Below are 15,993 nucleotides of genomic sequence, written 5' to 3'. Positions count from 1 at the left end.
CCCGCCTCCCTCAACCCACAGACGTCCGGTGGCCAACCCCCACCGGTACTTGAAAGAGAAGGAAGAACCGGCATGTCCGCTCTCCAGACCCTCGCCTCCGCAGACGCGTTCACCGGCAGCGCCAGCGCGATCGGTTACGGCCTGGCCGCCATCGGCCCCGGCGTCGGCGTCGGCATCATCTTCGGTAACGGCACCCAGGCCCTGGCCCGCCAGCCCGAGGCCGCCGGCCTGATCCGCACCAACCAGATCATGGGTTTCGCCTTCTGTGAGGCGCTCGCCCTCATCGGCATCGTCATGGGCTTCGTCTTCAAGTAAACCGAAGCCCCACTGACGACCCTTAGACGGAAGGCATTGACGTGACCCTGGTCAGCCTGGCGAGTGAGGTCGAGGTTCCCGAGAACCCGCTCATCCCGCCGATCCCAGAGCTTGTCATCGGCCTGATCGCCTTCTTCATCGTCTTCGGTTTCCTCGCCAAGAAGCTCCTCCCGAACATCAACAAGGTTCTGGACGAGCGCCGCGAGAGCATCGAAGGCGGCATGGAGAAGGCGGAGGCCCTTCAGGCCGAGGCCCAGCAGGTCCTGGAGGACTACCGGGCCCAGCTCGCCGACGCCCGCCACGAGGCCGCGCGCCTGCGCCAGGAGGCGCAGGAGCAGGGCGCGACGCTCATCGCCGAGATGCGCGCCGAGGGCCAGCGGCAGCGTGAGGAAATCATCGCTGCCGGTCACGCCCAGATCGAGGCCGACCGCAAGCAGGCCGCGCTGTCCCTGCGCCAGGACGTGGGCAAGCTCGCCACCGACCTGGCCGGCAAGCTCGTCGGCGAGTCCCTCGAGGACCACGCCCGACAGAGCCGGACCATCGACCGCTTCCTCGACGAGCTCGAGGCCAAGGCGGCGTCGGACACGACGAAGGCTGAGGCCGGCCGATGAACGGAGCGAGCCGCGAGGCACTCGCCTCCGCACGCGAGCAGCTCGACGCGCAGACGGACAACGCGTCCGTCGACGCGGCGACGCTCGCCGAGGAGCTGGCTGCCGTCACCGCTCTGCTCGACCGCGAGGTCTCGCTGCGTCGGGTCCTGACCGACCCGGCGCAGTCCGGCGAGGCGCGGGCCGAGCTGGCCGACCGCCTGCTCGGCACCAAGATCGGCGGCCCGGCCGCCGCCCTGGTGTCCGGCATGGTCCGGTCCCGCTGGTCGCGTTCGCGCGACCTCGCCGACGCGATGGAGGAGCTGTCCTACAGCGCCGACCTCGCCGCGGCACAGCGGTCCGGCCGGCTCGACGACGTCGAGGACGAGCTGTTCCGGTTCGGCCGGATCCTCACCTCCAACGGCGACCTGCGCCGCGCGCTGACCGATCGCAACGCCTCGGTCGCCGCCAAGACCGAGCTGGTGACCACGCTGCTGGGCGGCCGGGCCAACCCGGTGACCGCGCGGATCGTGGGCCGGCTCGTGGCACAGCCGCGAGGCCGTAGCCTGGAAGCAGGGCTCGACGCCCTCTCCAAGCTGGCCGCGCACCGACGCGACCGCATGGTCGCGGTGGTCACCACGGCGGTGCCGATGGACGGAGCTCAGCGCACGCGCCTCGCCGCCGCGCTGGCGAACGTCTACGGACGGCAGATCCACCTGAACCTCGACGTGGACCCCGAGGTCCTCGGCGGTGTGCAGGTCCGGATCGGCGACGAGGTCATCAACGGGAGCATCGCGGACCGCCTCGACGAGGCGGCACGGCGGATGGCCGGCTGACCCAGCCACCAACTCAAGAGCTGCACCACCGGCGGCAGGGCGGCGGCACCGACGGGCCGGACCGAGAGGTCCGGCCGCGGCCGGGAGCCCGCGCCGGGAGACAGCACAAGCACGACGGCGGCCCGAGTTGGGCCGTAGGCGGAAACCCCCTGGGGACGTAACCCCCAGACCCCCGCAAGTAACTTCGGGCCCAACAAGGAGAGCAGGGAACCCAGATGGCGGAGCTCACGATCCGGCCGGAGGAGATCCGGGACGCGCTGGAGAACTTCGTCCAGGCGTACAAGCCGGACGCGGCCTCGCGCGAGGAGGTCGGCACGGTCAGCGAGGCCGGTGACGGCATCGCGAAGGTCGAGGGCCTTCCCTCGGCGATGGCGAACGAACTGCTGAAGTTCGAGGACGGCACCCTCGGCCTCGCGCTCAACCTCGAAGAGCGCGAAATCGGTGCCGTCGTCCTCGGCGAGTTCAACGGGATCGAGGAGGGCCAGCCGGTGCAGCGCACCGGTGAGGTGCTCTCGGTCGCCGTGGGCGAGGGCTACCTCGGCCGCGTCGTCGACCCGCTGGGCAACCCGATCGACGGCCTCGGCGAGATCGAGTCCGAGGGCCGCCGCGCCCTGGAGCTGCAGGCTCCGGGCGTCATGGTCCGTAAGTCGGTCCACGAGCCGATGCAGACCGGCTACAAGGCCGTCGACTCGATGGTCCCGATCGGCCGTGGCCAGCGTCAGCTGATCATCGGCGACCGCCAGACCGGCAAGACCGCGCTGGCCGTCGACACGATCATCAACCAGCGCGACAACTGGCGCTCGGGCGACCCGAAGAAGCAGGTCCGCTGCATCTACGTCGCCGTCGGCCAGAAGGGCTCCACCATCGCGTCCGTGCGCGGCGCGCTGGAGGAGGCCGGTGCCCTGGAGTACACCACCATCGTCGCCGCCCCGGCGTCCGACCCGGCGGGCTTCAAGTACCTGGCGCCCTACACCGGCTCGGCCATCGGTCAGCACTGGATGTACCAGGGCAAGCACGTCCTGATCATCTTCGACGACCTCTCGAAGCAGGCCGACGCCTACCGCGCCGTGTCCCTGCTGCTGCGCCGCCCGCCGGGCCGTGAGGCGTACCCGGGCGACGTCTTCTACCTGCACTCGCGTCTGCTGGAGCGTTGCGCGAAGCTCTCCGACGAGCTGGGTGCCGGTTCGATGACGGGTCTCCCGATCGTCGAGACCAAGGCGAACGACGTGTCGGCGTTCATCCCGACCAACGTCATCTCCATCACCGACGGCCAGTGCTTCCTGGAGTCCGACCTGTTCAACGCGGGCCAGCGCCCGGCGCTGAACGTCGGTATCTCCGTCTCCCGTGTCGGTGGTTCCGCTCAGCACAAGGCCATGAAGCAGGTCTCCGGCCGTCTCCGTGTGGACCTCGCCCAGTACCGCGAGCTGGAGGCGTTCGCCGCCTTCGGTTCCGACCTGGACGCCGCCTCGAAGGCCCAGCTGGAGCGCGGTAAGCGCATGACCGAGCTGCTCAAGCAGGGTCAGTACGCCCCGTACCCCGTCGAGGACCAGGTCGTCTCCATCTGGGCCGGTACCACCGGCAAGATGGACGACGTCCCCGTCGAGGACATCCGCCGCTTCGAGCGGGAGCTCCTGGACTACCTGGGCCGGGAGAAGAAGGACCTGCTGGTCAGCATCGTCGAGGGCGGCAAGATGTCCGACGACACCATCCAGGCGCTCACCGATTCCGTCGCCGCCTTCAAGCAGCAGTTCGAGACCTCGGACGGCAAGCTTCTCGGTGAGGACGCTCCGGTCAGCACCGCCAAGTGACGACGGAAGGGACCTGATCCATGGGAGCCTCGCTCCGGGTCTACAAGCGTCGCATCCGCTCCGTCACCGCGACCAAGAAGATCACCAAGGCGATGGAGATGATCGCCGCCTCGCGCGTCGTCAAGGCGCAGCGTCAGGTGGCGGCATCGACGCCGTACGCGAGTGAACTGACCCGCGCGGTGACGGCGGTTGCCACCGGCTCGAACACCCAGCACCCGCTCACGACCGAGGCGGAGCGGCCGGCCCGCGCCGCGCTGCTGCTCATCACGAGCGACCGCGGTCTGGCCGGCGGCTACTCCTCCAACGTCATCAAGGCCGCGGAGCAGCTCACCGAGCGGCTCCGGGCCGAGGGCAAGGAGGTCGACGCCTACATCGTCGGGCGCAAGGGCGTGTCGTACTACGCCTTCCGCGAGCGGACGGTGCAGGAGTCGTGGACCGGCTTCACCGACAGCCCGACGTACGCCGACGCGAAGGCGGTCGCCGCGCCGCTGATCGCCGCCGTGCAGAAGGACACCGCCGACGGTGGTGTGGATGAACTCCACATCGTCTTCACGGAGTTCGTGTCGATGATGACGCAGACGGCGCTCGACGACCGGCTGCTGCCGCTCAGCCTCGGCTCCGCCGCGGACGAGCAGGAGGAGTCGGCGAAGGGCGGGGAGATCCTCCCCCTCTTCGAGTTCGAGCCCTCGGCGGAGGACGTCCTCGACGCCCTGCTGCCGCGGTATGTCGAGTCGCGGATCTACAACGCGCTGCTCCAGGCCGCCGCCTCGAAGCACGCTGCCACGCGGCGCGCGATGAAGTCGGCCACCGACAACGCCGAAGAGCTCATCAAGTCGCTCTCGCGGCTTGCCAACGCGGCCCGCCAGGCCGAAATCACCCAGGAAATCAGCGAGATCGTCGGTGGCGCGAGCGCCCTGGCCGACGCGACCGCGGGGAGTGACTGACAACTATGACCACCACTGTTGAGCCGACCGCCGCGTCGGGCGTGGCCGCAGGCCGCGTCTCGCGGGTCATCGGCCCGGTCGTCGACGTGGAGTTCCCCGTCGACGCGATGCCGGACATCTACAACGCGCTGCACGTCGACGTCGAGGACCCTGCCGAGCAGGGCGCGACCAAGACCCTGACCCTCGAGGTCGCCCAGCACCTGGGTGACGGCCTCGTCCGGGCGATCTCGATGCAGCCCACCGACGGTCTGGTCCGCCAGGCCGCGGTGACCGACACCGGCACGGGCATCACCGTGCCCGTCGGTGACATCACCAAGGGCAAGGTCTTCAACACCCTCGGCGAGATCCTGAACAAGCCCGAGGCGGCCGCCCAGGTCTCCGAGCGCTGGCCGATCCACCGCAAGGCGCCCTCCTTCGACCAGCTCGAGTCCAAGACCGAGATGTTCGAGACCGGCGTCAAGGTCATCGACCTGCTGACCCCGTACGTCAAGGGCGGCAAGATCGGTCTGTTCGGTGGTGCCGGTGTCGGCAAGACCGTTCTGATCCAGGAAATGATCTACCGCGTGGCCAACAACCACGACGGTGTGTCGGTGTTCGCCGGTGTCGGTGAGCGCACCCGTGAGGGCAACGACCTCATCGAGGAGATGACGGACTCCGGCGTCATCGACAAGACCGCGCTGGTCTTCGGTCAGATGGACGAGCCCCCGGGCACCCGTCTGCGCGTCGCCCTGGCCGGTCTGACGATGGCGGAGTACTTCCGTGACGTCCAGAAGCAGGACGTCCTCTTCTTCATCGACAACATCTTCCGGTACACCCAGGCGGGTTCCGAGGTCTCCACGCTGCTCGGCCGTATGCCGTCCGCGGTGGGTTACCAGCCGAACCTGGCGGACGAGATGGGCCTCCTCCAGGAGCGCATCACCTCGACCCGTGGTCACTCGATCACCTCGATGCAGGCGATCTACGTCCCCGCGGACGACCTGACCGACCCGGCGCCGGCGACCACCTTCGCCCACCTGGACGCGACGACCGTGCTGTCCCGTCCGATCTCGGAGAAGGGCATCTACCCGGCGGTCGACCCGCTGGACTCGACGTCCCGGATCCTGGACCCGCGCTACATCGCGCAGGACCACTACGACTGCGCGATGCGCGTCAAGACGATCCTGCAGAAGTACAAGGACCTCCAGGACATCATCGCGATTCTGGGTATCGACGAGCTGGGTGAGGAAGACAAGCTCACCGTCTACCGCGCCCGTCGTATCGAGCGGTTCCTCTCGCAGAACACCCACGTCGCGAAGCAGTTCACCGGCGTCGACGGTTCGGACGTCTCGCTCGACGAGTCGATCCACGCCTTCAACGCCATCGCGGACGGCGAGTACGACCACTTCCCCGAGCAGGCCTTCTTCATGTGCGGTGGCATCGAGGACCTGGAGCGGAACGCCAAGGAGCTGGGCGTCTCCTGACCCCGGCCTCGGCACCGGGGGCGGCCCTGGCCGCCCCCGGCCCGTACGACCACTAGTATTTGACCCAACATCTGCCGGACCCGGCAGGTGGAGACCCGAGGAGCCATCGTGGCTGAGCTGCACGTCGAGTTGGTCGCAGCGGACCGGCAGGTCTGGTCCGGTGAGGCCAGCCTGGTCGTCGCGCGCACCTCGTCGGGCGACATCGGCGTCATGCCCGGACACCAGCCGCTGCTCGGCGTGCTGCAGTCGGGCCCGGTGACGATCCGTACGACCGGCGAGAGCGGGGACGGTACTGTCGTCGCCGCGGTGCACGGCGGCTTCATCTCGTTCGCCGACAACAAGCTGTCTCTGCTCGCGGAGATCGCCGAGCTGTCGGACGAGATCGATGTCCAGCGCGCGGAGCGGGCACTGGAGCGAGCGAAGTCGGACGCTGACGCGGCCGCCGAGCGTCGCGCCGATGTCCGGCTGCGCGCGGTGACGGGCGTTCACTGAGCCCCGTCACCGACGAGATCGATCCTCAGCCGCGGGCTGCCCGGAGACTTCCGGAGCGGCCCGCGGCTGAGGCAATGCAGGTGCGTTTCCCTCCCTCGCGCCCGACCCGGCGCGGGGATCCCCCACAGAGGCGAGGAGGTCGGTCGAGATGGTCCTCGCTCTGCTCGTGAGCGGCGCGGTCGTGGTGCTGGTGCTGCTGGGGCTGTTCGTCTTCGGGCTGCGGCGGCGGCTCATCCAGCGTTCCGGCGGCACCTTCGACTGCAGCCTGCGCTGGGACGTACCGGAGGAGGAGCGCGAGCCCAGCGGCAAGGGCTGGATCTACGGCGTGGCGCGCTACAACGGTGACCGCGTCGAGTGGTTCCGGGTCTTCTCCTACGCGCCGCGGCCCCGCCGCATCCTGGAGCGCTCCGCCATCGAGGTCGTCGAGCGCCGCACCCCGCAGGGCGAGGAGGAGCTGGCGCTCCTCTCCGACTCCGTCGTCCTCGTCTGCCGCCACAGCGGCACCCGCCTGGAACTGGCGATGAGCGAGGACGCCCTCACCGGTTTCCTCGCCTGGCTGGAGGCGGCACCGCCCGGCCAGCGGGTCAATGTGGCCTGAGGTGGAGCCCCGCTGGAAGGGGGTGCCCCCGGACGGAGTCCGGGGGGAGGGTCAATGTGGCCTGAGATCGGGCGCCTCTGGGTCAACGTGGCCTGAGCGGCTTTCGTACGTCGTACGGCTACTCCGGTGGTTCCACGCCCAGTTCCTGGGCCAGGACGGCCGCCTGTACCCGGCTGCGGAGGCCCAGTTTGGCCAGCAGGCGGCTGACGTGGGTTTTCACGGTCGCCTCGGCCATCTCCAGCCGGATCGCGGCCTCGGCGTTCGACAGACCGCGGCCCAGGACGCCCAGCACCTCGCGCTCCCGCCGGGTCAGCGTCTCCAGCACCGCCGGATCGGGCGCGGGCTCCGTACGCTCCCGGGACGGCGAGGTCCCGGCGAACTCGGCGATCAGCCGTCGGGTGACCGCGGGGGCGACGATGCCGTCCCCGGCGGCCACCGTGTGCACCGCGGCCAGCAGCGCCGTCGCGTCCATGTCCTTGAGCAGGAACCCGGCGGCCCCCGCGCGCAGGGCGCCGAAGACGTACGCGTCGAGGTCGAAGGTGGTCAGCACCAGGACGTCCGCCAGCCCCTCGGCGACGATCCGGCGGGTGGCCGAGACGCCGTCGAGCCGGGGCATCTGGACGTCCATGAGGACGAGGTCGGGGCTCAGCTCGCGGGCGAGGCGGATCGCCTCCTCGCCGTCCGCCGCCTCCCCGGCGACCTCGATCGCGGGGTCGGAGCGGAGGATGAGGACGAGTCCGGCGCGGACGGCGGACTGGTCCTCGGCGACGACGATGCGCAGCGTGCGCGGGGGAGTGCCGGTCATGGCGGGGGTGTCTCCTCGGTGGCGGGAAGGGTCGCCGCGACGCGCCACACGGGGCCGCCGGGGCCGTCCGCCGGGCCCGCGTCGCAGCCGCCGCCGAGCAGGGCGGCGCGCTCGCGCATACCGGTCAGCCCGGCGCCGGAGCCCGGCACCCGCGCCGCGCCCGGCCCGCGGCGGACGCCGTACGGGCTGGTCACGACGACGGTGAGCGGGCCGTCCGGCGGCCGGGCGAGGCGGACGGTGACCTCGCCGGGCGCGGCGTGCTTGAGGGCGTTGGTCACGGATTCCTGGACGATGCGGTAGGCGGCCAGTTCGACGGGGGCGGGCAGGCGGGCGGTGTCGCCGTTCTCCCGGCGGGCGTCGTCCAGCCGGAAGGCGAGGCCGTCGCCCGCACCGGCCGCGCGGGCCCGGGCGAGGAGCGCCGGGAGGCCGTCGAGGGTGGGGACGGCGGCGGGTTCGCCGTCTGCCTCGGCGCCGCCGGAGGCGCGGAGCAGTCCGATGAGGCGGCGCATCTCGGCCAGCCCCTGCACGCTGTTCTCGCGGATGACGCCGAGCGCCTCGCGGGTCGCGGCCGGATCGTCGAGGGTCTGCGCGGCGGTGGTGTGCAGGGCGATGGCCGACAGATGTCCGGCGACCACGTCGTGCAGCTCCCGGGCCATCCGCGCGCGCTCCGCGGTGACCGCCTGCGCCCGGTCCATCTCGGCGAGCAGCGCGGTCTGCTCGGCCCGCAGCCGGGCCGCCTGCGCGGCGTCCCGGTGGTGGCGGACGATCAGGCCCGTCGAGGCGGGCGTGAGGGTGAGCAGTCCGAGGAAGACGCCGACGAAGAGCGCCTCGGGGGCGCGGGCCACGGCGAGTGCGATCAGCGTGCCGAGGACGGTCGCGAGCGCGGTGGCCGGGGGGATGCGGCGGGCCGCGCGGGGACCGCCGTGGAGGACCGCGGCGTAGACGAGGTCGGTGAACATCACGACGGTGGCGAGGAGCGTTCCGGCGCAGGTGTCGAGGGTGAGGGCGGCGGTGGCGAGTGCCAGGCCGGTCAGGGGTGCGGTGCGGCGCAGCAGTTCGGCCCCGGTGGCGACGGCCAGCGCGACCAGGGAGAGCCACGGCGGCACCGCGGCGATCAGTGGCCTCCCCTGGAGCCCCAGCACCCACAGGAGCACCCCGCCGAGCAGCCCGGCGGCCGCGATGAGGACGTCGTCGCGGTGCGGGCGGGAGAGGCGGGGAAGCGGTGGCACCCGTCCATCCAACACGGCCCGGGCGCCGCCCGCCTCCACGTCACGGGTGGTCGTCGCGGGGCGGCCGGTACATCGAAAGATGCAGCGGGAATCGTCGGCGGCGACGACGCCCCGGGCCGGGTGGCGGCGGCAGCCTGGAGGGGTCCCGGAGGAGGAACACCATGGTCGTCACGTTGATCGTCGCCTGCGAGGTCGGTTTCTGGGTGCTGCTCGCGGCCGGTCTGACGCTGCGGTACGTGTGCCGGATGCCGCGTACCGGCGCCGCCGTACTGCTGCTGGAGCCGCTGCTGGAGCTGGCGTTGCTGATCGTCACCGCGATCGATCTGCGCAACGGCGCCACGGCGGACTGGAAGCACGGCCTGGCCGCCGTCTACATCGGCTACACCGTCGCCTACGGGCACTACACGATCCGCTGGGCCGACGGCCATGTCGCGCACCGCTTCGGCGGCGCCGGGCGGCCCCCGAAGCCGCCGCGCCACGGGTTGGCCCGCGCCCGTCACGAGGGGAAGCTGTGGCTGCGGACGGTCGCGATGGGCGCGGTCGCGGCCGGGCTGCTCCAGCTGGCCGTGTGGTACGTCGGCGACGGCGACACCGCGACGCTGCGGGGCTGGCAGCTCACCATGGCCCGGCTGGTCGCCATCCACGGGGTGATCGCCCTGTCGTACCTGCTCTGGCCGAAGAAGGCGCCGGTGGGGGAGGCGGAGACGGCGCGTCCCCCGAAGGTGCTGCACTGAACGTGGTCCGGGCCGCCACGGGGGTCGGCCCGGACCGCCCTCGGCTACCGCTCGCCGCCCGGCACCCACAGCACGTCCCCGACCTCCTTGTTGGCCGTACGGGCCAGGATGAAGAGCAGGTCGGAGAGGCGGTTGAGGTAGGTGGCGGTGAGCGGGTTCATGGTCTCGCCGTGCTCCTCGAACGCCGCCCATGTCGCGCGCTCGGCGCGGCGGACGACCGTGCACGCCTGGTGGAGCAGGGCGGCACCGGCCGTCCCGCCGGGGAGGATGAAGCTGCGCAGCTTCTCCAACCGCTCCAGGAAGTGGTCGCAGTCCGCCTCCAGCTTGTCGATGTAGCTCTGCTCGACGCGCAGCGGCGGGTACTTCGGGTCCTCGACGACCGGGGTGGACAGGTCGGCGCCGACGTCGAAGAGGTCGTTCTGCACGCGCAGCAGCACCGCCCGGACCTCCTCGGGCAGTTCGCCGAGGGCCAGCGCCACGCCGAGCGCCGCGTTGGCCTCGTTGGTGTCCGCGTAGGCGGCGATCCGGCGGTCAGTCTTGGCGGTGCGGCTCATGTCGCCCAGGGCGGTGGTGCCCTTGTCGCCGGTGCGGGTGTAGATACGCGTCAGATTCACCATGGCACGAGCGTACGCGGCGCCCCGCCGGGCGGCCCGGGAGCGCCGGGCGCGGCCGTACGCGGTGCCCGAACTGCGCCGCGTACGGGGCGCCCTGACGGCCTTCCGGGTGACGCCGGACACGGACGGGCGGGCCATCGGGCGCAGTTCGTCCGGGGCGGGCGTGACGCGTGTCTCTTACCTACCAAACGATCGCTCAGTACGGATAACGTCACCTTGACCGAATCTGGAACACACAGGGTGTGAGGGGACAGCAGTGGCAAAGAAGCTCGCCGTCATCGGTGCCGGACTCATGGGATCCGGTATCGCGCAGGTCTCCGCCCAGGCGGGGTGGGACGTGGTGCTCCGCGATGTGACGGACGGGGCGCTGGCCCGCGGCAGGGGCGGTATCGAGGCGTCGTACGCGAAGTTCGTCGCCAAGGGGAAGCTGGACGCGGACGCCGCGGAGCAGGCGCTGGCCCGGATCACCACCACGACCGATCTGGACGCGGTCGGCGACGCGGACGTCGTCGTCGAGGCGGTCTTCGAGAAGATCGAGGTCAAGCGGGAGATCTTCCAGGCGCTCGACAAGCTCGCCAAGGACGACGCGGTCCTCGCCTCCAACACCTCCGCGATCCCGATCACGAAGATCGCCGCGGCCACCTCCTGCCCGGAGCGGGTCGTCGGGACGCACTTCTTCTCGCCGGTGCCGATGATGCAGCTGTGCGAGCTGGTGCGCGGCTACAAGACCAGTGACGAAACGCTCGCCGCGGCGCGGGAGTTCGCCGAGTCCGTCGGCAAGACCTGCATCGTCGTCAACCGCGACGTCGCCGGTTTCGTCACCACCCGGCTGATCTCCGCGCTGGTCGTCGAGGCGGCGAAGCTCTACGAGTCGGGCGTGGCGAGCGCCGAGGACATCGACCTGGCGTGCAAGCTGGGGTTCGGTCACGCGATGGGCCCGCTGGCCACCGCCGACCTCACCGGCGTCGACATCCTGCTGCACGCCACCGACAACATCTACGCGGAGTCGCAGGACGAGAAGTTCGCGCCGCCGGAGATCATGCGGCGGATGGTCGACGCCGGGGACATCGGCCGGAAGAGCGGCCACGGGTTCTACGCGCACTGATCGGCGGCGCGGCCTGGCATCCTGGAAGGCTCAGGAGGAGGTCCGTCCAGGGATGCTGACGTGATGTCAGATCGTGGGCGGCGAAGTCGTCACCCCGTCGGGTGAATTCGGTATCGGTTCGCTCACGGGCGGCAACTTCGCCGCCGGAGTGGCAGTCAGTCCGGTAGACCTCCGGAGGATGTCCCGTCGTCCCTGGTGGGACGGCATACGGCGGCGGATGCGGTGCCCCGCACGGCGGACGGGCGTCCGGATACCGGCGTATCCGGAGGTGCGGCGCGGCGGCGTGGCGCCCCGGCCGTCCTCCGCCCGCCGGGACGACGGGACGGCCTCCAGCACGGCACAACACCATTCGGGGAGCGCATATGCACATCAAGGGCGACTACGCCGAGCTGGTCGTCGAGGGCCGCCTCGACGTCCGCAGCGCGGCGGACGCCCGTACGGCCCTGCACCACGCCGTCGACTCCGGATGCGGCGATCTCGTGCTGGATCTGACCGAGCTGGACTCCTGGGACGCCACGGGGCTCGGCGTGATCATGGGGGCGCACCGGCGGGCGGGCCGGGCCAACCGCCGCCTCGTGCTGCGCGGGGTGCCGCACCGGATGCAGCGGCTGCTGGTCGCCACCCGGCTGCACCGCATCCTCGCCATCGAGGGCGGGATCGCGGCGGAGGCGCTGCCCCGGGTGTGAGTCCCGGCGGGCCCGGAACGCCGCACACCGCGGCCGTTCCGGGCCGTTCGCGTCTCCGGGCCCCGCGGTCATACCGTCGGAACGGGTCGTTCCGGACATGTCAGGGCCCCGGCGGCGGGCCCGTACCATCCCGGGGCTAGGGTCACCTCCGCGTCCGCGGAACCCGCGGCGGCCGAGCCCGGCCCCGCCCGCGCCGCGACCGGGGGACAGGCCGGACCACACGACCACGGCGCGCACCCGGCCCACGAGGCCGGGCCGCGCGGCCGGGCGGAGCGAACAGAAGGGCATCTGGGGGCTGTGACCATGGACCCGAACACCCGGCGGGGACCCGACGAGAGCGGCATCCCGGCGGACGGCGACGCACCCGGCGCACCGGCCTTCGGCGGGATGCGGACCGGCCCCGAGGAGCCCGTCCGCACCGTCCGGCTCGTCGCCGGACGCTATCTCGTCACCGTCAACCCCCTCGACGGCAGCGAGATGGAACCCTGCCCGCCCGGGGAGCGCCCCGGTGAGCCCGAGCGGCTGACCGAGGAGGAGCGCACCGAGGCGGCCCGCGCCGCCGCGCCCCCGGTGCCGCCCGGCGCACCCGTCCACGCCTCCCGCACCGCCACGCTGGAGGAGCGCGGCGAGGAGACCGAACGGCTGGTGCGGCTGTTGACCCGCGGCCGTTCGGTGCGGCTCACCGGCCCGTCCGGCGCGGGCCGCACCCGCCTCCTCGACGCCGTCGCCACCGCCTGCGCCGGGGTCGCCCCCGACGGCGTCGTCCGCCTCTCCGGCTACCACCGCACCCCCACCGACCTGCTGTACGCACTCCTCGCCGCGGTCCACCGCACCCCGCAGTACCGGCCCGACCGCGACGAACTGCTGCGGCTGCTCGCCGGGATCGGTGCGATCGTCGTCCTCGACGACCTGGACTTCGGCGGCCGGGCCCTGGACGAACTGCTCGACGCCACCCCCGAGTGCGCCTTCCTCTTCTCCGCCACCCCCGACGTCGCGGCGCCCAGCCCCGGCTGCCCCGTCGAGGAGGTCCGCCTCGGCGGCATCGGCCGCGGCGCGAGCCTGCGGCTCCTGGAGCGCGCCGTGCAGCGGCCGCTGACCGACGAGGAGACCGCCTGGGCCGCCGAGCTGTGGACGGAGTCCGCGGGGCTGCCGCTGCGCTTCGTCCAGGCGGCGGCGCTGCTGCGGCTCCGCGACCGGCCCGCGGGCGCCCCCGTCGACGGCCCCGGTCTCTTCGCCCCCGTCTCCGCGGGCGTCCCCGGGCAGCCGCACGCCCCGCTGCCCTCCGCCGCCGACACCGCGGCGCCCGCGCCGGTGATCGCCGGGCGGCTGGGCCCGGCCGCCCAGGAGACGCTGCGGTTCGCCGTGGCGCTCGGCGGCGAACTCCCGCACCAGGCCCATCTCCCGGCCCTCACCCAGGACACCCACGCCGACGCCGCCCTCGGCGACCTCCTCGGCTGCGGGCTGATCACCCCGGCGGGCGGCCACTACCGGCTCGCCGCCACCGTCCGGGAGCAGCTGACCGCCGCCGGGTACGCCGACGGCGCGTCCGCCCGGGCGCACACCGCGGCCCAGCACTACGCCTGGTGGGCCGGGCACCCCTCGGTCACCCCGGAGCGCGCCGCGGCCGAGGCGGACGCGGTGCTCGCCGCGATGGGCGCGCTCACCGCGGGCCGCGAGGGCGGCCACGCCAGCGCCGCCGTGCTGCTGGCCCGTACCGCCGCCCCGGCGTTCGCCGCCGGGCTGCACTGGAGCGCCTGGGAGCGCGGGCTGCGCCACGGGCAGGAGGCCGCCCGGCTGGCCGGTGAGGTCGCCGAGGAGGCCTACTTCCACCACGAGTTGGGCGTACTGGCGCTCTGCGGCGACAGCCTCGACCGGGCCCGTGCCGAACTGGAGGCCTCCATCGGGCTGCGCGGGGTGCTCTCCGACCGCAGCGGCGCGGTGGCCGGCCGCCGCGCCCTCGCCCTCGTCGCCGACCGGGAGCGGCTGAGCGCCGAGGGCACCGGGACCCCGCCGCCGCCCGCGCCCGGCGCCGCCGTACCGCCCGTACCGCCCGCGGCGGCGGTGGCGGCCACCGGGCCGCGGCACGCCGCGCCCGGCCCGAAGACGCCGGTGGCCGGGGTGCCGGTCGTCACCTCCCGTGCCGCGCACGCCGCGCAGAAGGGCGAGGAGACCGCCGTCCAGCCGACGCTGGCCGCCCGGAAGTCCGCCACCACCCGCCGCAATCTCACCGCGGCGGGCGCGGGCGTCCTGCTCGCCGCGGTCCTCGGCACCGTCGTCACACTCGGCGCGACCTCCGGCGGCGACGACAACAACCCCGGCGGCCGCACCACCCTGGAGCAGCCCGCCGAGCCGGACGAGGAGCCGACGACGCCCGAGGACACCTGGTCCCCGGAGGTCCCGCCGCCCGCCACCACCGCCTCGGCCACGCCGTCGCAGGTCGAGGAGAGCGCCTCCTCGACCACCGAGGCGCCCACCACCGGCGCGCCCACCGGCTCCCCGACGCCGACCGACCCCTCGACCGCCCCGACCCGGCCCACCGGCCGCCCCACCGAGCCGACGGGCCGCCCGACGCACCCCACGCACCGGCCGACCGAGCCGACGCCCACCGAGGACCCGACGGACGAGCCGACCACCCCGGACCCGACCGACCCCACCGGCAAGCCGACCGACCAGAGCCCGTCCGCCTCCGACCCGCAGACCCACGGCTCCGCCGCCCGCACGGCCACCGTCTCGGGCAGCCCGACGGCCTGACGGCGAACGCGTCCCCGGTCCGTACGGGCCGGGGCACGCGCCACGGAAACGCGCGACGGCCCGGTACGTGTCCGGCCACCCCACCGGGGCGGACGGGCACGTACCGGGCCGTCGTACGGACGGGGCCGGGCCGCGGGTCAGAAGAGGCGGAGCTTGTCGTCCTCGATGCCGCGCAGACCGTCGTAGTCGAGCACCACACAGCCGATCTTGCGGTCGGTGGCCAGCACCCGCGCCTGCGGCTTGATCTCCTGGGCGGCGAAGATGCCCTTCACCGGCGCCAGATGCGGGTCGCGGTTGAGGAGTTCGAGGTAACGGGTGAGCTGCTCCACACCGTCGATCTCGCCGCGCCGCTTGATCTCCACGGCCACGGTCTGACCGTCGGCGTCCCGGCACAGGATGTCCACCGGGCCGATGGCGGTGGGGTATTCGCGCCGAATCAGCGAATAGCCCTCGCCGAGGGTTTCGATGCGGTCGGCGAGGAGTTCCTGGAGGTGGGCCTCGACGCCGTCCTTGATCAGACCGGGGTCGACGCCCAGTTCGTGCGAGGAGTCGTGGAGGACTTCCTCCAGGGTGATGATGAGCTTCTCGCCGCCCTTGTTCTCCACCGTCCACACCTGACCGTCGCCTTCCTTGAGGGTGCACGGCGGTGACATCCAGTTGAGGGGTTTGTAGGCCCGGTCGTCCGCGTGGATGGAGACCGAACCGTCCGCCTTCACCAGGATGAGGCGGGGGGCGGAGGGCAGATGGGCGGTGAGCCGGCCCGCGTAGTCCACGGAGCAGCGGGCGATGACGAGACGCATGGGGCGTCACGCTACTCGAATGGGGGCCGCCCGCGCGATTCGCCCCGGGGCCGCGGACCTTTCCGGGGGAAACCCCCGCACCTCCGGCAGCGGTCCTTGGCTGGTTGTCTGTGCAATCTTCTGGTGCCCGGCTCTTGCGCGGCCTACCGTTGATGCGGGGGGTCGTGAGGCGAATACGCTCCGTCGCGATGCCCCATGTCCCGTCCCTTAGGCCCCCCGTCCCGGCGGG

16 protein-coding genes are annotated in these 15,993 nt (G+C 72.5%); 12 read left to right on the top strand and 4 right to left on the bottom strand.

Features of this window, described 5'->3' with window-relative positions; all coding sequences use genetic code 11:
- Positions 1-72 precede the first annotated feature (72 nt).
- The 8 genes from atpE to IF23_RS0106330 all read left to right on the top strand — a co-directional run bounded on the left by atpE (position 73) and on the right by IF23_RS0106330 (position 7,040).
- Positions 73-315 carry an ATP synthase F0 subunit C gene (atpE, locus tag IF23_RS0106365; RefSeq protein WP_030280712.1) on the top strand — a complete coding sequence of 81 codons (243 nt, stop codon included), beginning with the start codon at positions 73-75 and terminating at the stop codon, positions 313-315.
- 47 nt (positions 316-362) lie between these two features.
- Positions 363-926, top strand: a complete 564-nt coding sequence (locus IF23_RS0106360) for a F0F1 ATP synthase subunit B (RefSeq protein WP_030280710.1) — start codon at positions 363-365, stop codon at positions 924-926.
- A complete protein-coding gene (locus tag IF23_RS0106355; protein ID WP_030280708.1) occupies positions 923-1,738 on the top strand; it encodes a F0F1 ATP synthase subunit delta in 816 nt (271 codons plus the stop codon). The genes IF23_RS0106360 and IF23_RS0106355 overlap by 4 nt, the downstream gene beginning before the upstream one ends.
- 215 nt (positions 1,739-1,953) lie before the next feature.
- Positions 1,954-3,546, top strand: coding sequence for a F0F1 ATP synthase subunit alpha (gene atpA, locus IF23_RS0106350; RefSeq protein ID WP_030280707.1), 1,593 nt, complete (start codon positions 1,954-1,956; stop codon positions 3,544-3,546).
- Positions 3,547-3,566: 20 nt separating this feature from the next.
- Positions 3,567-4,490, top strand: coding sequence for a F0F1 ATP synthase subunit gamma (locus IF23_RS0106345; protein ID WP_030280706.1), 924 nt, complete (start codon positions 3,567-3,569; stop codon positions 4,488-4,490).
- A 5-nt stretch (positions 4,491-4,495) separates the two neighbouring features.
- Positions 4,496-5,950, top strand: a complete 1,455-nt coding sequence (gene atpD, locus IF23_RS0106340) for a F0F1 ATP synthase subunit beta (protein WP_030280705.1) — start codon at positions 4,496-4,498, stop codon at positions 5,948-5,950.
- Between the two features lie 108 nt (positions 5,951-6,058).
- Positions 6,059-6,442, top strand: coding sequence for a F0F1 ATP synthase subunit epsilon (locus IF23_RS0106335; RefSeq protein ID WP_018087383.1), 384 nt, complete (start codon positions 6,059-6,061; stop codon positions 6,440-6,442).
- 148 nt (positions 6,443-6,590) lie between these two features.
- Positions 6,591-7,040: a DUF2550 domain-containing protein gene (locus IF23_RS0106330; RefSeq protein WP_030280702.1), complete on the top strand. Its 450-nt coding sequence runs from the start codon at positions 6,591-6,593 to the stop codon at positions 7,038-7,040.
- 118 nt (positions 7,041-7,158) lie between these two features.
- Here the strand turns inward: IF23_RS0106330 and IF23_RS0106325 are convergent, their stop codons facing one another.
- Together IF23_RS0106325 and IF23_RS0106320 are read right to left on the bottom strand one after the other, a co-directional pair.
- A complete protein-coding gene (locus tag IF23_RS0106325; RefSeq protein ID WP_030280700.1) occupies positions 7,159-7,845 on the bottom strand; it encodes a response regulator in 687 nt (228 codons plus the stop codon).
- Complete coding sequence (locus IF23_RS0106320; protein WP_037677524.1) at positions 7,842-9,074, bottom strand: sensor histidine kinase; 1,233 nt, start codon at positions 9,072-9,074, stop codon at positions 7,842-7,844. The genes IF23_RS0106325 and IF23_RS0106320 overlap by 4 nt, the downstream gene beginning before the upstream one ends.
- Positions 9,075-9,235: 161 nt before the next feature.
- Here IF23_RS0106320 and IF23_RS0106315 point away from each other — a divergent pair, with 161 nt between their 5' ends.
- A complete protein-coding gene (locus IF23_RS0106315; RefSeq protein ID WP_051739301.1) occupies positions 9,236-9,808 on the top strand; it encodes a hypothetical protein in 573 nt (190 codons plus the stop codon).
- A gap of 44 nt (positions 9,809-9,852) precedes the next feature.
- Here the strand turns inward: IF23_RS0106315 and IF23_RS0106310 are convergent, their stop codons facing one another.
- Positions 9,853-10,425 carry a cob(I)yrinic acid a,c-diamide adenosyltransferase gene (locus IF23_RS0106310; protein WP_030280694.1) on the bottom strand — a complete coding sequence of 191 codons (573 nt, stop codon included), beginning with the start codon at positions 10,423-10,425 and terminating at the stop codon, positions 9,853-9,855.
- A gap of 253 nt (positions 10,426-10,678) precedes the next feature.
- Here IF23_RS0106310 and IF23_RS0106305 point away from each other — a divergent pair, with 253 nt between their 5' ends.
- From IF23_RS0106305 to IF23_RS0106295, 3 genes are all read left to right on the top strand, one after another.
- Positions 10,679-11,527, top strand: coding sequence for a 3-hydroxyacyl-CoA dehydrogenase family protein (locus IF23_RS0106305; RefSeq protein ID WP_030280692.1), 849 nt, complete (start codon positions 10,679-10,681; stop codon positions 11,525-11,527).
- Between the two features lie 362 nt (positions 11,528-11,889).
- A complete protein-coding gene (locus tag IF23_RS0106300; RefSeq protein WP_030280691.1) occupies positions 11,890-12,213 on the top strand; it encodes an STAS domain-containing protein in 324 nt (107 codons plus the stop codon).
- A 303-nt stretch (positions 12,214-12,516) separates the two neighbouring features.
- Complete coding sequence (locus IF23_RS0106295) at positions 12,517-14,964, top strand: ATPase AAA (RefSeq protein WP_030280689.1); 2,448 nt, start codon at positions 12,517-12,519, stop codon at positions 14,962-14,964.
- A gap of 137 nt (positions 14,965-15,101) precedes the next feature.
- Here the strand turns inward: IF23_RS0106295 and nucS are convergent, their stop codons facing one another.
- Positions 15,102-15,764, bottom strand: a complete 663-nt coding sequence (gene nucS, locus IF23_RS0106290; protein WP_030280687.1) for an endonuclease NucS — start codon at positions 15,762-15,764, stop codon at positions 15,102-15,104.
- Between the last annotated feature and the right edge of the window lie 229 nt (positions 15,765-15,993).

It is taken from the genome of Streptomyces catenulae (assembly GCF_000718015.1).
Taxonomy (GTDB): Bacteria; Actinomycetota; Actinomycetes; order Streptomycetales; family Streptomycetaceae; genus Streptomyces; species Streptomyces catenulae.
The sequence above is the reverse complement of the archived record's forward strand: the minus strand, read 5'-3'. Positions and strand labels throughout refer to the sequence as shown.